This window comes from Enterobacter cloacae complex sp. ECL352, assembly GCF_020149545.1.
Classification (GTDB): domain Bacteria; phylum Pseudomonadota; class Gammaproteobacteria; order Enterobacterales; family Enterobacteriaceae; genus Enterobacter; species Enterobacter asburiae_B.
This window is the reverse complement of record NZ_CP083711.1, coordinates 56,045-70,058: the sequence shown is the minus strand read 5'-3', so window position 1 is coordinate 70,058 and position 14,014 is coordinate 56,045. Positions and strand designations below refer to the sequence as shown.

Here is a 14,014-nt window from a genome sequence, read left to right as displayed (position 1 = left end):
GGCTACCACTCCTCAATCTGGTCGAACGGTTTGGCGGGTGGCAAGTTGTCTGCCTGCGGGTCGGCAATATCCGTATCCGGCGGAACGGGCTTGTCCGGCCGAGCTGATGTCTTGAGGTGCTGGCGGCGATCCGCGTCACGCCGCGCCTTGCGTGTGGCCTTCTGCGCGCTGGTCACAATCTCACGCATCTGGCCGATCATGCGGAACAGCGCCGACTCATCCACCTGTTCGCGCCCTTGCTGCCGCAGTTTCGCCAGCGCCTGCCGTTGTTCCCAGAGGGTGACAGCCGGATGCGACAAGGTACGGTAGGGAATTTCCAGGTAATGCTGTCCCTCCGGTTCCAGGACCCAGATACGGCTGATGTCGCGCGGATCGCGCCGGATCAGAAAGGACGGCCAGCGTTCACGCCGCGCAATCCACGGCTTGAGCGCATCGGCGTAGTAGTGGATGTGGTCGATGACAAAGCCGGTGCGGGTCAGCGTGCGCCGGAGGATCGGCAGAAAATCGACCAGGAACGAAGTAGCGCGTGTGACGACGGCCGGTACGCCGACACGCGCCACGGCCTCGGCCCAGCGCGCGGCCGGCGGTTGGAGCAGGCCGTTGTGCACCGAACCGTGGTAGGTGCCGACCGCCAATGTGAGCCAGCGCTCTAGCTCGCGCAGCGTCAGGGCGGCCTTGTTTTCGGAATCGTAGTCGCCGCGCTGGTCAGGGTTGGAGAAGGTCGTTCCCGGCAGTTCGTCGTGAATCATCTGCATCGCCGTGCCGATGATCCGTTCCACGATGCCGCCATAGTGCGGCTGTCCCAGCGGGCGATAGTCCAGCCGGATGCCATGCTGCTCGCAACCCCGGCGCAGGGCCTCGCTCTTGAACTCGGCCGCGTTGTCTAGGTAGAGCAGCAAGGGCTTGCCGCTCATCTGCCAATCCATTTCCACGTTCAGTCCTTCCAGCCAAGGGCGCTTGTCGCAGGCGACATGCACGAGGCACAGGCCAACCGAAACGGCAGACGGCGCTTCCAGCGTGACGACCATGCCGAGCACGCAGCGGGTGAACACGTCGATGGCGAGGGTCAGGTACGGGCGGCCAATAGGTTGCCGGTCGCGGTCATCGACCACGATCAGGTCGATGACCGTATGGTCTATCTGCACCTGCTCCAGCGGCGCGGTCACGGCAGGAGGCTCGCCGCCCACACCTTGTAGGTCACGAGCGGCATCCTGGCCTTCCCGCCGGCGGATGACCTTGCGCGGGTCAAGGCTAGCGATCCGTAAGGCCACGGTATTGCGCGCCGGCACTCGCAGTTTTTGAGCCTTGCACACCTGAGTGACTTCGCGGTGAAAGGCCGCTAGGCTGCGCTTCTGCTTGGTCAGGAACCGCTTTTGCAGTAGCTCGTGGATGACGCGCTCGACCGGTTCCGGCAAGCGCCCCTTACCTTTACCTCCACCGGACTGGCCGGGCACCAGATCCGTCACGAGGCCGCTGCCTTGCCGGGCACGCCGGATCAGAACGTATACCTGGCGCCGAGACAAGCCCAGCGCCTGAGCCGCCATATCGGCCGCTTCGTGCCCGACCGTCTCCGACTGCGCCAACGGACTGATGATCTCCGCACGACGGCGCGCACGCTCCCAAGCCTCATCAGGCAGAGTGGCCACGCCTTGTTCTGGAATCCGTGGGGTGTCCGTCGCCATGCTCACCTCGCTTTGGTGCACACGAGTATTGAGCATAGTCGAGATTGGTGCAGATCACTTCTGATATTGAACTGTCAGGAGCTGGCTGCACAACAGCCATTACGCCCAATCAACTGGTGCAGTCGTCTTCTGAAAATGACAAGCATGACCGGACACTTTGCGTATACCCAAAATGACCGGAGGAACCCATGACCAGCCGCAACGGCTACTTCCCAGGCAAGACCAAGGCGAAGCGCAGCGCGATCATCACGCCGCGCACCGCCCAGGAAACACAGATTGCGGCCATGCCGCGCCAGTCACGCGCAGCGCGCCAGGCGCTCGCCAAGACGCCACCGCTGCGCGTCGGCGGCGATGGCCTGGTCGAAGGTGCCGACCGCATCATGCGGACGCCGACCGAGCACCAGGCCGCCGGCGTCGCTTTCAAGGTCGCGCGCATCTACTTGCGCGTCAGCACCGACGAGCAGGACTTGACCAGGCAGGCCGCCATCGTAGAGAGCACCAGGGCCGCCGGCTTCTACGTCGCCGGCATCTACCGCGAGAAGGCTTCGGGCGCTCGCGCCGATCGCGCCGAGCTGCTGCGCATGATCGGCGACCTGCAACCCGGTGAAGTCGTCGTTGCGGAGAAGATCGACCGCATCAGCCGCCTGCCGCTGCCCGAGGCCGAACGCCTCGTGGCCTCGATCCGCGCCCAGGGCGCGCGCCTGGCTGTCCCTGGCGTGGTCGATCTATCCGACCTGGCCGCCGAGGCGAAGGGCGTGGCAAAGGTGGTGCTGGAGTCGATCCAGGACATGCTTTTGAAGCTGGCGTTGCAGATGGCCCGCGACGACTACGAGGATCGCCGCGAGCGGCAGCGGCAGGGCGTCGAGCTGGCGAAGGACGCCGGCCGCTACACCGGCCGCAAGGCCAACACAAAGGTGCATGAACGCATCGTGGCGCTGCGCAGCGCAGGCCACAGCATTCCAGAGACGGCCAGGCTGGCCGGGTGCAGTGAAAGCCAGGTCAAGCGCGTATGGGCGCTGCACAACCAGGCGCAGGCGTGACCTACTCGGCCGCCTCCAGCTCGCGCAGGCATTCCATGATCGCCGCCCGCTCCAGCGGATCGAGCTTGGCGAGCTTCGCTTGCCAGCGGGCTTTCTTCCGCTTGATGCGCTCGCGCTCGCGGAAGTTGCTGCCGAGGTAGCGCAGATCGTGCAGCTCGGCCGGCTCGGGGTAGTTCATCCACAGCCGTTCGATAGCGATGCCGCCGCGCGTCATCGCGTTGAAGTCGATGGTTCTCCATGACGCCAAGGGAGAGCTGTCATAGATCGTTGAGCTGTAGCCCGACACCATCACCGCGCACGGCAAGCCGGCCAGCACGTCGAGCAGCCGCACGTGGTCGGCGTCGTCGTATTCGTGGCGGTATAGCTTGCCGCCGCGCCGGCTGTCCATCACGTAGGGCGGATCGGCGTAGACGAACTCGGAGCCGGTGAACTGGTGGGACTCCAGCCAGGCCACGGCGTCGCCGTGGTGCAGCTCCAGGCCGGGCACGTCGAGCTGCTGCCAGACCTCGATCACCTCGGGATCAACGTCGATGCCGACGCTGCGGGCAGCGGGCCGCTTGCGCTCCAGGATGTTGCCGCCGCCCAGGTGCGTTTCGATGTACGTGTCGTGAGGCGGGATGTTGTTGATGATCGTCTGGTAGACGCCGGCACCGCCCTTGCCGCCGGGGTATCTCATGGCCTTCTTCCTGGAGTAAATCGGGACTTGGCCAGCATCGTCAGAAATGGCGATGCTGTCAAGGGAAGCCGGCCGGGCCTGCATCGTCAGAGCCGACGATGCGAAGCTGCTGGAGCGACCTGCAGCACCGCCAGGAATGGCGATGCCGGATCGCTCAGTAGGTGGGGATGTAGACCACCTCAATGTCCACGCGCTGGTTCTCGCGCCGGCCCTCGGCCGTCGAGTTGTCTGCCACGAAATCGGCGGCCGATGCGAAGTTCACCATGATCTTGAGCGGCGAGACGCCGCGCGCCACCAAGTACGACCTGGCCGAGAGCGCACGGCGTAGTGCAAGGGCCTCATCGGCCGCGCTGGGCCGTAGTGTGCTGGTGCGCCCGCTGATGTAGATGATCGCCGCATTCCTAGCGTCGGCCAGCAGCTCCAGGGCCTCTGGCGTCGGCTGGAATGTCGCGCTGCTGTCGGGGAAGGACACCGATACGCCGGACTTGATCGGCGTGCCGAAGTTGCCGGCGTCGCCGGCGGCCAGTGCGCTTTGCGCGCTGACCAGGAACGCCAGAGAGAGGGCCAGAAGAACGGGTTTTCGCATGGGGCAGGACTCCAATCAGAAGAACAGGTAGCCGGCCTTGCTCATGGGGATGCGGATCAACCAGAGCGAGGCCAGGTGCAGCGGGTAATAGGCGTAGAAGGCCCAGCGCAGGCGCGGCACGCGCACATCCACCCGCGAGGCCAGGAAGAGCACCGGCAGGGCTGCCAAGGCCCACAGGTTGCGATTGACGAACCACAGGGCCGCGCAGGCCAGCACCGCGACCGCCGCGGCGGCCCAGCTCGGCCGGCGCGTGTACGACCACACCGCCAGGCCGAAAGCCACGGCCGGCCACCAATATTCGACCGAGCTGCCGCCGACCAGGAACACCACGCCGGCGGCCGCCAGGTGCAGCTTGCCGCCACGTTCGACCAGGTAAGCCGTGGCCGTGACGACCAGCAGCGTGAACATCACGTTGAGCGGCCACCAACCGGCGTACAGGCCGCCGAGGGCCACGAAGGGCACGGAGGCCAGCGCGCCGAACATCGCCAGGCGCGACATGGTGCGGCCGTACACGCCGCGTTCGAGCGTGCCCGGCCGGGCCAGGTTGTAGGCCAGGACGAACACGAAAAGGGGGAGCGCCACGCGGCCGGCCTCGAACAGCACCGGCAGCGTCGCGTTGAACAGGTACTTGTTGACGTGATCGCCGGTCATGAGAACCAGTGCGAGCCACTTCAACGCTTCGACGGTTCCATCAGGAATCCGCAGGGCCTTCATCAGCGCCGGCCCCCGCGAATCGCGTAGGCGCGCAGCACCAGGAAGATGATGTAGAGCGCTGGCAGTGAGAGCACGAAGGCGATGGGCTTGCCGATCCACGCCGGCAGCGCCCACAGCAGAAGGCCCAAGGCGAAGATCGGGCCGAGGCCCAGCAGAAGCAAATCGAGCTGGTTCTTGGCCTGTCCTTCCGCCCACTTGCAATAGGCTTGAAGCAACCGGCCGACGCCCAGCGTATACCGCATCATGAAGGCGTGGAATTTGTCCATGTTTAGCCGCTAAATCGGAAGAGCCGGCCTACTCGGCCGACCCCTCGCGTGAAGTGTTGAAAGACACCGTGCGGGGCACGTAGCCGGCCACCGACACGCTGCGAGCTGCTGCGGCCGCTGGGGCGGCCTGCTGGGGTGCTGGTGCCGGCCTGGCCGCCGGCGTCGCCCGCTGGGCCACCGTCGCGGGCTGGCTGGGCGTCGAGGGCGTGGCCCCGGCCTTCGTCACGTCAAGCGTGACGAACCGAGCTTCGAGCCAATCGGCCCACTTCGACGCCTTGCGCATCAAGTCGGCCCGGTACACCGCGTTGTACTGCGGCGTGCGCGAGTGGTAGTTCGCCGCCTTCGTCCAGAGGTCGCCCTTGTCGTTGCGGATGTGCATCCGCAGCCGCCAGGCGGCCAGGTCGAACGAGTAGCAGCCGGCAGCCGCCACATCGTTCGCCGTGATGCCGTATCGGGCCAGGTCGCCCAGGTACGCGGTGTTGAACTGCATCGGGCCAACGTCATGCGTGCCATTCGAGTTGCGCACCCACTGGCCCGGCTTGCCGCCCTCTTTCTCGGCGACGGCCAACACGATGTTGACCGGCACCTCGTACTTGACGGCGGCCGAGATCGAGCAGACGACGCGCTCCTGGAGCTGCGGCGGCAGATCGGCGAAGAACGGCATGCCCTCCCCTCCCTCAGTTCAGCCAGGACTGACGGCGGCGCTCTTCGTCCTCGCGCCGGATGCGTTCGTTGTACTCGGCCAAGGCGCGGTCATAGTCGCGCGCTTCGACCCAATACCCGCCCCGCTCTGGCGTCCCGACATAGCGCGGCAGCGTGCCGCTGCTGGCGAAGTCGGTGTAGGCGTGGCCGGTGTAGGCCCCGCAGTAGTCAGGCAACTGGTTGCTGATGTACGTGCGCCCATCGTCGTAGCCGCCCGTCCACATCACCAACGTCGAGTTCAGCGACTGCGCGTCGCAACGGCCAGCGCCGCGCGAGATCGCCGACACGAGCGACTGCATTTCCGGCGTCTGGCTCGCCACCGGGCAAAGCTGGAGGAAGTTCAGGCGGGCGCGGATCGTGTCCGACAGCTTGCGCTTCGTGATGTTGAAGTACCGCGACAGCGACGGCGTGCATTCGCTCGGGCGCGTGCCCGACGACAGGCACAGGATCGCCTCGCAGGCCAGGCGCGTGTCGCCGGTCAGCACGTCTTGCGCGCTGGCCGTGCCGGCGGTCGATCCGAGGGCTGCCACGAGGGCGGCCAGGGCAAACAGTTTCTTCTTCATGGTTGGACTCTCCTTGGTTACGCAGTTGTGCCGTCGCGGCCTTGCTCGCGGTTGGCGAACGCAGCTACTTCGGACTCGGGATCGGCATCGGCGGGGCCGCCTGCCAGGCTGTTGTCGCCGAAGCTCGGCGCGGGCTGCTGGTCGGGCACGTCGATGTTCTCGGCCGTGCCGCTTCCTTGCGCCTTGATCGCGGCGGCGATCTTTCCGCCAGTGGTGTCGGCGATCCGCTCGGCTGCGGCTTCGCGCAGCCTCGCGGCTTTGGCCTTGGCAACATCGGCGGTTCCCTTCGCCAAGTTCGCGCCGGCGTCGGCGGCGATGCGGCCGGCCGTGCCGAGGGCCGATGCGGCCGATGCGAGCAAGCCGGGGCCGGTGCTGCCCGGTGCGGCCTGCTGCCCTTGCCCTGCCCCGCCGGCGGGCTTGGGTTCGTTCTTGGCGGCCTTGTCGGCACTGCTGCCGGTGCTGGCCGTCGAGCTGCTGCCCTGGCCGCCGGCGTCGGCTTTGCCGCCGCCCTTATCGCCGCCCTTCGAGCTGCCCGAGCTGCTGCCGGTCGAGGGGCTGCCGCCACCCGACGAAGAGCCACCGCCGGAGCTGCCGCTAAAGCCCGCAGCCTGAGCGAAGGGCGTGCTGCCGGTGCCGGCGTCGCCGCCGCCGCCCGCACCGCCGCCCGAGCTGCCGCCGCCCGAGAAGGCCGACATAACGTCCGTGCCTGCCGACACGTTCTCATTGGCCTTCGAGAAGGCGGCCATGACGGCAGAGGCACCACCGGCGGCCGAGGCTGCGCCGGCGGCCAGAGCGGCGCCGCCGGTCGCGGCCGCTGCTGCTGCCATGCCTGCGGCACCCAACGCAGCGCCTGCACCGAACTGGCCGATGCCGGCACCGCCCACGCTCGCGCCGGTGATGATCCCGGCGATGAGCGGCGGAATCTTGTTGACCAACGCCAAGAGGATGATGACGACGATCAGCATCACGCCCATTTCCTTGAGGCTGATGCCGGCGCTCATGCGCGAGTAGTAGTCATCGAGGAAGGTCTTGCCGATGCCCACCAGGAGCACCATTGCGAAGAGCTGCGCGGCCACGCCCAGGACGACCTTGTAGTAGTTGATCGCCATGTCGGAAGTCCAGCGCGAACCACCGAAGCCGAGGAAGAACACGCCGCCGTAGGCGAGCACCCAGCCCGACGCGAGCAGCAGAAGCATATTCACACCGACCAGGGCCAGGATGACCAGGATCGCCACGGCCATGAGGATGCCGGCCATGCTGTCCACCGGCGACCACACCGAGGACTGATCCATCACCTTGTCGAAGATCGCAAAGCCCACGTCCACGATGCCCGAGGGCGACAGAGCATTGCCCAGGCCCGTCGCGTTGCCGGCGAGCTGCCGCAACGACGCATAGATGGACGAGGCGAAGTTAGGGCCGTTGGTCAGCGCCCACCAGAAGAAGCCGGTAAAGATCGTGAAGCGGACGAACTCCGCGAAGAACTCGCCAATGTCGGCCTTGCGCAAGGCCATCATGCCGAACGTCCAGACCATCGAGATCACAACCAGCGTCCAGAAGAGCCAGGTTGCGGCCGTGGTGATGACACCGGCCCAGCCGCTCGCGGCGGCCTGGTAGCGATCCAGCACGCTATCGAACACGCCGGCGTTGTCGATGGCCGCGTGGGCATCGACCGCGAAGAACGCCAGCCAGACGAACAGCGGCAGGGCGAGGGTTTTTAGATTGGCTGGCATTCTCATCGTCAGCACCTCACCATTCGCGTTTCGGGCTGGGCTTGAAATCCCCACCACGACGCAAGCACAGCGACGAAAAAGCCTGCTGGACGCCCTTGTCCTCGATCTTGGCGATGTTCTCGGGCTTGCAGTTCTCGTCGTTCACTTCCGGCATGGGGGCCGTGGCCGGCTTGTTGTCGCAGCCGGCGACCAAGGCCGCCACGAGGGCGGCCGAGGCCAAGGACAGAGCCTTGATTGCTTTCATGAATCCCCCTTACCAGGTGCGCGCCGGGCTGGCCCGGTAGCTGCCCTGGCGCAGTTGTGCGGCCGCTGCCGCCTGCTGGGCTTCCTTGTCGGCGTCGGCCTGCATCTTGGTTGCCATCGCGTTCTGCTGCGCGATCAGCAGGCCACGAATCTGCAAGAGCTGGTTGGCCTGCTGGCTGGCGAGCTGGTTGGCGTAGCCGATGGCCTGCATTTGGCCCTGCGCGCCCTGCGCTGCCGATTGAAGACGCTGCAACGTCGCTGCATCGGCCGTGAGATTCGTTTGCTGCCTATCGAGGCCCTTGAACAAGGCATCGTTGGCCTTCTTCTGCGACTCGCTCGCGAGCTGGGCCACATTCCGAAGTGCTGCGCGTTCCGCGTCGGAGCACCCTGCCGCCGTAAAGCACGGCGAGTTCTTGTAGTAGTTCACGTCCTGGAACTTGCCGATGTAGCTGTCCAGGCTGCCGAGTTGGGTCTTGTAGTAATCCAGCGTGTTGACCGCGTTCATCAACCCGTTGATGGTCGATTGCGCCTGATCCCAGATATACGCGGCCGGGGCCATCGTGTTCTGGAGTTGGTTTTGATACTGCTGGAGCTGGGTGCTGTACTGCTCAATTTGCTTGAGCGTCTGGGCCACCGATTCGATGGCCGTCATGATGTTCTGCGACAGGTTGGTGCCGTCGATGACGGGGATGCCAGCCTGCACAGGTGTGACCGCCAGCGTGCTCGAAACAGCAATGACGAGGGCCAATTTAGCGGCTAAAAACTTCGGCTTCATGGTGCTTTTCTCCTATGGCGTTAGTAATCGAAGGAACGGTACGGCTTGGAAAACGTCATGTCCTTCGTGACCACGACGTTGAAGCGATACCCCGGCCGAATTTCCAGCGTCGGCGAAATGCTCAGGTTCTTGGCGATGATTTGCGCCGTAACCTGGCCGAGCTGCTGGCCGAGGGCTTCGCTTAGGGCACTGCTGGCGCTCGGTGCGCCATAGGTGTTTGTGGCCTGGTTCTGGCGTTGGCTGTAGGTGATGCCTGCTGTCACGCCGGACATGAGGAAGGCCGAGCCGAACAGGCGCACATAGTGGTTGTTCACCTGGTCGTGGAAGCCCGCGTATCCCGCGCTGTCCGCGCCTGGCATCGCGCCAATGTCCATCGCCTTGCCATCGGGGAACACGATGCGTTGCCACGCAACCAGCACGCGCGCTTGGCCGTAGGCCACGTCGCTCGAATACGAGCCGACGAGGCGCGATCCCTGCGGGATCAACAGGTGCTTGCCGGTCGGTGTGTCGTACACGTCCTGCGCGACCTGGGCCATGATTTGGCCCGGCAGATCGGAGTTGATGCCCGAAATGAGCGTGGCCGGCACGACGAAGCCCGCGCGCAGCTCGAACGGTGTGCGCGGCGCTTCCGGCTGCGAATCCAGCTTCCAGCGGTCGCCCTGCCCACCTTGGCCGAACTGCGCCATGCTGTTGCGCCCGCCGCCGCTGGTCGAGGTTTGCAGGAGCTGCGGCGCACCGCCCGCGCCCATGCCGCCGGCGGCCGGAGCCGCGCCGCCACCACCGACGCCCATGCCGCGAATCTGCGCCAGGCGTGCTTGATAGGCGGCGGTCGGATCGTTGCTGCGCTGCGCGTCGATTTGCTGCTGCACCGCTGCGATGCGGTTCAGCATTTCATCGCGCGTCTGCGGCGTGCCGGTGTAGGTGCTCGGGCCACCCGGCGCGGAGCCGTTGCTACGCGGGGCATCCACGCGCACGGTGGTCTTGGCCTTCACGGCTTCGCCGAACATCTGCATCTTCGCCATGCGGATGCGCTGGGCCTCGTCGTCGTTCACCGGCTGGCCCGGGTTGCCGGGGTTGGCCGGCGGGGCCGGCGGCGCGTCCGGGTTGGACGGCCGCGCGATCTCCAGCGGAGCCGACGCCGGGCCGGTCGGCATGTCGGGCACCTTGAGCGGGCTTGCCGGCTCGATCAAGCCGCCGGTCTTGTCGCCTGCGATCTCCTTGGCGAACATCGACGTGTTGCCGGCCTTCTCCTTGGGGCCGTCCGCCGGCGCGTTCTGCTTGGCCGCGCGATCCGCCGCGACCAGGGCCATGACCAGCACGAACGACAGCAGGACGCCGCCGAGGATGTACATGGGCATGTTGTTGACGCGACGGACGCCCGCCTTCTTGGACACTTCGCCAGGCGAAGCGTCAGGTGCCATCTGATCGGCGTTTTCTGTCATGGCGTCACTCCTTGCGCACCCAGTACCCGGCCGGCGCGAACGTGCCGTTTTGCGCCAGGTAAGGGCGGGTGATGGATTGATTGCCGACCATCAAGGTCAGGCGGTACAGGTTCGAGTCGCCAGCCTGGTCGAGCACGTAGCGCAACGGCAGGCCGCCCGACGCGGCCGTGGTGGCCGGTGCGCTCGCCTGCGATGCCGCCGAGGCCGGGGCCTGCGTGGAAGCGCCGGCCGGGGCGTACTCCAGGAGGGCATAGCCCTTGTCGCGCAGCGACTTGACGAGCGCCTGGCCGAACGGATCGGGCGTCGGCTGTTGCAGCTCCAGGCGCGTGCGCGCCGGCGCGTACAGCGTGGCGAGCTGCTGCACCGCGTCGGTGGCGAGCTTCTGCTGATCGAGCGCGGCCGACTGGACGAAGTTGCCGTACTGGCTGGTGGTTGCGCAGCCGCCGAGGCCCAGGGCGAGGGCGAGCAGCGCGAGAGAGACGATCTTGCGCATGGTCACTTCCTCCGGCTGATGGTCACGCGGTCTTGGCTACTGCCAACACCGGCAATCAGGATCGCGCGGTCAAACACCGTGTCCACGATGTAGCGATTGCCCTGCACGCGGTAATTGACCAGCACCGTTTCGTCGTCGGTGAACAAGCCGCCCTCTTTGCGCACGACCAGGAGCGTCGGCGCTTCGGTCTGCTGCATCGTGCCGGGCATTTCGATGATGGTCTTGCGGCCATCGTTGTAGACGCGCACAGGCTTCCAGCTCGCCGACCCGGACAGCTCATAGTCGAACGAGAGATCGCCCAGGTACTCGCCCGTCGCCGGCAGGGTGTTGTCGGTGCGTTCCTGCTTCTCGCGGCGCTGGATCGCGTCCCACTTGGCTTGCGCTTCCTCGGGGTACGTGAACGAGACTTGCGGCATGTACTCGGTGCGATGCGAGCGCAGGCGGAAGTGGTAGCTGCGGCGGTTCGTGGTCACAACCAGGCTGGTTTCGAGGCCCACGTCCATCGGCTTGATGATGAGGTGCTGAACCTCGGTCGCGCCGCTGCCGGTGATGGCCGGTTCCACCGTCCACCTGGCCGTGTCGCCCAGGTTGATCGAGTTCACTTGTTCGCCGGGCTGCAAGGCCACGTCGCACACCTGGAGCACCGCGCAAACGATGCTCGGCTGCTGCGCGCCGTACACGAACTTGATGGCACCGCCCGAGCCGGCCACCGGCTTGATGCCCGTCGCCGACCCCGCTTCCCACCGTTTGGCGATGGCGAGCGCCGCGCGCTCTTGAGCGGTCAGCGTCGGGTTGGTCTTGTTGAAATACTTGTCGGCAATGTCGTCGCCAGGGGCGGCCAGAGCCAGGGAGGGCACCGCCACAGCAGCGCCCACGATCAAAGCGGAGAGGGTTTTCTTCATGGTGGATGACCTCGAATTCATTGGATGCGGGACCAGGAGTAATCACGCACGTAGATGCTCAACGGGTTGTTCCGCAGTTGCTCATCGGTGGTGTTGGGCGTGACCTCGGCGATGTAGGTAGTCACGAGCGCGCGCCAGGTGACGGGCTGACCTTTCAGCGTGCCTTGGCGGTCGCGCGTGGTTTCCACCCACTCGACTTGCCAGGTGTCGGGCGTTTGCGGGATGACGGTCTTGATCTCGACGCTGACCATTTCCTTCTCGGCGCGCTTGAACGGGCTGGAATCGGGCGTGCCGTTCAACCACTCGTTCATCTTTGGCGTCGCCGGATCGTTGGGGGCGAGCATCGAGTACGCCTTGAACACGCACTTGCGCTGCAAGGCCACGTCAGGCGACACCATGCGCGCGCAGCTCATCCAGTCCGCAACGGCGGCGTGGATGACACGCGGATCGGCCTTCCCTGCGGCCTGCACCGGGCCGGCGGCCACCGTCTGGCCCAGCTTGTCCACCTCAACCACGTAGGGGATGAACTTCGACTGGCTGCCGATGTGGATCACGCCACCCACGCCGGCCAGCGCGATCAACAGCGACAGGATGCCGATCACCTGCCAGGTTTGGCGCTGCGAGACGACGCCGCCCACGTGATCGTTCCAGGTGCGGCGCGCGGCCAGGTAGGGGTTCTCGGCCTCGCCCGCACGGCGGCCGCCGGCGAGCGGTTCCTTCGAGCGGCGCGGATCGCGCGGCTCGGCGGAGTTGGCGGGCTTCTTGAAGATCAAGCCCTTGAGGGTGTCGGCGATGCTCATGCGGCCTCCAGGTAGTCGTTGAGATTCAGCCCACGGCCGGCCAGCCACTCATGCACCCATTCGTGGCCGAACTTGGCTTCGAGGCTCTTGATGGTGGCGACCGATTCCTTGTCGGACGCACCGACGAAGGCCAGGGCCATCGGCCCCAGGGCAAGGTCATAGAGACGGCGGCCGTTCTCCGAGACGTAGTAGTACTGACGCTTCGGAATGGCAGTCGCCAGGATTTCGATCTGACGCGCGTTGAGGCCCATACGGCGATAGAGCGCCGATGTGTCCTCATCCCTGGCGTAGACGTTGGGCAGGAAAATCTTGGTCGCGGTCGATTCCACGATCACGTCCAAGATGCCCGAGTTGGCCGCGTCGGAGAGGCTTTGCGTCGCCATCAGCACAAGGCAGTTGGCCTTGCGCAGCACCTTGAGCCATTCCCTGATCTTGGCGCGGAACGCGGGGTGGCCCAGCATCAACCAGGCTTCGTCCAGGATGATGACGGAGGGCTGGCCTTTCAGTGCGCGCTCGATGCGGCGGAACAGGTAGAGCAGCACCGGCAGCGCGAACTTCTCGCCCAGGTTCATCAGCTCTTCGATCTCGAACACCGTGAAGTCGGACAGCGACAGGCCGTCCTCTTCGGCGTCGAGCAGGTGGCCCATCGAGCCGTCCACCGTGTACTGCTTGATGGCCTCGCGGATCGCCTCGTCCTGAATCGTCACCGAGAACTCGGAGAGCGTGCGCGCGCCGCTGGCGTGCATGCTCATGATCGCGTTGCCGATCTCGTTGCGCTGCGCCGGCGTGGTGTTGACGCCGTTCAACGCCAGGATGGTGTCGATCCACTCCATCGCCCAGGCCCTATCCCCCTTCGTTTCGAGGAACTGGAGCGGGCAGAACGCCAGGCGGTCATCGTCGGCGGCCACCGTGAAATGCAGGCCGCTCTTGCCCTTCGTGGCCGCGCGGATGCCGGCCGCGAGTGGGTACATCGACATGCCCTTGTCGAAGGCGTAGATCGACATGCCGGCGTAGCGACGGAGCTGCGCGGCGATGATGCCCAGGTGCGTCGATTTGCCTGCGCCGGTCGGGCCGAACATGAAGGTGTGGCCCAGGTCGCGCACGTGCAGGTTCAGGCGGAACGGCGTAGCGCCCACCGTCACGCAGTGCATGAGCGCCGGCGACAGCGGCGGGTACATCGGGCACGGAGCCGTGGCGCTGCCCGTCCAGATCGAGCTTGTCGGCAGCAGGTCGGCCAGGTTCATCGTGTTGATGAGCGGCCGGCGCACGTTCTCGACGCCGTGGCCGGGCAAGCTGCCCAGGTACGCATCGAGCGTGTTGATGGGGTTTGAAGGCCAATGGAACGAAAACGTACGTTAAGAATGTAATTTATTGATATTCATAAAAATAAAAAAAGGATC

The 14,014-nt window shown here is 65.8% G+C and carries 15 protein-coding genes and 2 pseudogenes; 1 reads left to right on the top strand and 16 read right to left on the bottom strand.

The window, feature by feature from the left end; translation table 11 throughout:
• Positions 1-2 precede the first annotated feature (2 nt).
• Together LBF07_RS24525 and LBF07_RS24520 are read right to left on the bottom strand one after the other, a co-directional pair.
• A complete protein-coding gene (locus LBF07_RS24525) occupies positions 3-1,682 on the bottom strand; it encodes a Mu transposase C-terminal domain-containing protein (RefSeq protein ID WP_000179844.1) in 1,680 nt (559 codons plus the stop codon).
• Positions 1,683-1,756: 74 nt separating this feature from the next.
• Positions 1,757-1,828 (bottom strand): annotated as a pseudogene (locus LBF07_RS24520) (EAL domain-containing protein); the annotation flags it as partial.
• Positions 1,829-1,870: 42 nt separating this feature from the next.
• On the opposite strand from LBF07_RS24520, the gene LBF07_RS24515 reads away from it, so the two are divergent.
• On the top strand, positions 1,871-2,722 hold the full coding sequence (locus LBF07_RS24515) for a recombinase family protein (RefSeq protein WP_011296189.1): 852 nt from the start codon (positions 1,871-1,873) through the stop codon (positions 2,720-2,722).
• A gap of 1 nt (position 2,723) precedes the next feature.
• Here the strand turns inward: LBF07_RS24515 and LBF07_RS24510 are convergent, their stop codons facing one another.
• The 14 genes and pseudogenes from LBF07_RS24510 to LBF07_RS24445 all read right to left on the bottom strand — a co-directional run.
• Positions 2,724-3,398 carry a DNA methylase gene (locus LBF07_RS24510; protein ID WP_011178411.1) on the bottom strand — a complete coding sequence of 225 codons (675 nt, stop codon included), beginning with the start codon at positions 3,396-3,398 and terminating at the stop codon, positions 2,724-2,726.
• Between the two features lie 154 nt (positions 3,399-3,552).
• Positions 3,553-3,984 carry an OmpA family protein gene (locus tag LBF07_RS24505; RefSeq protein WP_001665065.1) on the bottom strand — a complete coding sequence of 144 codons (432 nt, stop codon included), beginning with the start codon at positions 3,982-3,984 and terminating at the stop codon, positions 3,553-3,555.
• Between the two features lie 15 nt (positions 3,985-3,999).
• Positions 4,000-4,698, bottom strand: coding sequence for a TraX family protein (locus LBF07_RS24500; RefSeq protein ID WP_011114053.1), 699 nt, complete (start codon positions 4,696-4,698; stop codon positions 4,000-4,002).
• Complete coding sequence (locus tag LBF07_RS24495; protein WP_010890140.1) at positions 4,698-4,964, bottom strand: hypothetical protein; 267 nt, start codon at positions 4,962-4,964, stop codon at positions 4,698-4,700. The genes LBF07_RS24500 and LBF07_RS24495 overlap by 1 nt, the downstream gene beginning before the upstream one ends.
• Positions 4,965-4,992: 28 nt before the next feature.
• Positions 4,993-5,628 carry a transglycosylase SLT domain-containing protein gene (locus LBF07_RS24490; RefSeq protein ID WP_011114052.1) on the bottom strand — a complete coding sequence of 212 codons (636 nt, stop codon included), beginning with the start codon at positions 5,626-5,628 and terminating at the stop codon, positions 4,993-4,995.
• A 13-nt stretch (positions 5,629-5,641) separates the two neighbouring features.
• Positions 5,642-6,229, bottom strand: coding sequence for a TrbM/KikA/MpfK family conjugal transfer protein (locus LBF07_RS24485; RefSeq protein WP_010890138.1), 588 nt, complete (start codon positions 6,227-6,229; stop codon positions 5,642-5,644).
• A 17-nt stretch (positions 6,230-6,246) separates the two neighbouring features.
• Positions 6,247-7,965: a P-type conjugative transfer protein TrbL gene (gene trbL, locus LBF07_RS24480; protein ID WP_027814021.1), complete on the bottom strand. Its 1,719-nt coding sequence runs from the start codon at positions 7,963-7,965 to the stop codon at positions 6,247-6,249.
• 10 nt (positions 7,966-7,975) lie between these two features.
• Positions 7,976-8,203, bottom strand: a complete 228-nt coding sequence (trbK, locus tag LBF07_RS24475; RefSeq protein WP_000644148.1) for an entry exclusion lipoprotein TrbK — start codon at positions 8,201-8,203, stop codon at positions 7,976-7,978.
• A 9-nt stretch (positions 8,204-8,212) separates the two neighbouring features.
• Positions 8,213-8,977, bottom strand: a complete 765-nt coding sequence (trbJ, locus tag LBF07_RS24470; RefSeq protein WP_010890135.1) for a P-type conjugative transfer protein TrbJ — start codon at positions 8,975-8,977, stop codon at positions 8,213-8,215.
• A 20-nt stretch (positions 8,978-8,997) separates the two neighbouring features.
• The gene (locus LBF07_RS24465; RefSeq protein WP_172693339.1) at positions 8,998-10,419 is read right to left on the bottom strand and encodes a TrbI/VirB10 family protein; all 1,422 of its coding nucleotides are present in this window, start codon (positions 10,417-10,419) and stop codon (positions 8,998-9,000) included.
• Between the two features lie 4 nt (positions 10,420-10,423).
• Positions 10,424-10,912 carry a conjugal transfer protein TrbH gene (locus LBF07_RS24460; RefSeq protein ID WP_006122479.1) on the bottom strand — a complete coding sequence of 163 codons (489 nt, stop codon included), beginning with the start codon at positions 10,910-10,912 and terminating at the stop codon, positions 10,424-10,426.
• 2 nt (positions 10,913-10,914) lie between these two features.
• Positions 10,915-11,814, bottom strand: a complete 900-nt coding sequence (trbG, locus tag LBF07_RS24455) for a P-type conjugative transfer protein TrbG (RefSeq protein WP_006122480.1) — start codon at positions 11,812-11,814, stop codon at positions 10,915-10,917.
• A gap of 17 nt (positions 11,815-11,831) precedes the next feature.
• Positions 11,832-12,614, bottom strand: coding sequence for a conjugal transfer protein TrbF (locus LBF07_RS24450; protein WP_006122481.1), 783 nt, complete (start codon positions 12,612-12,614; stop codon positions 11,832-11,834).
• Positions 12,611-13,936 (bottom strand): annotated as a pseudogene (locus LBF07_RS24445) (conjugal transfer protein TrbE); the annotation flags it as partial. The gene LBF07_RS24450 and the pseudogene LBF07_RS24445, both read right to left, overlap by 4 nt.
• Positions 13,937-14,014: the final 78 nt, after the last annotated feature.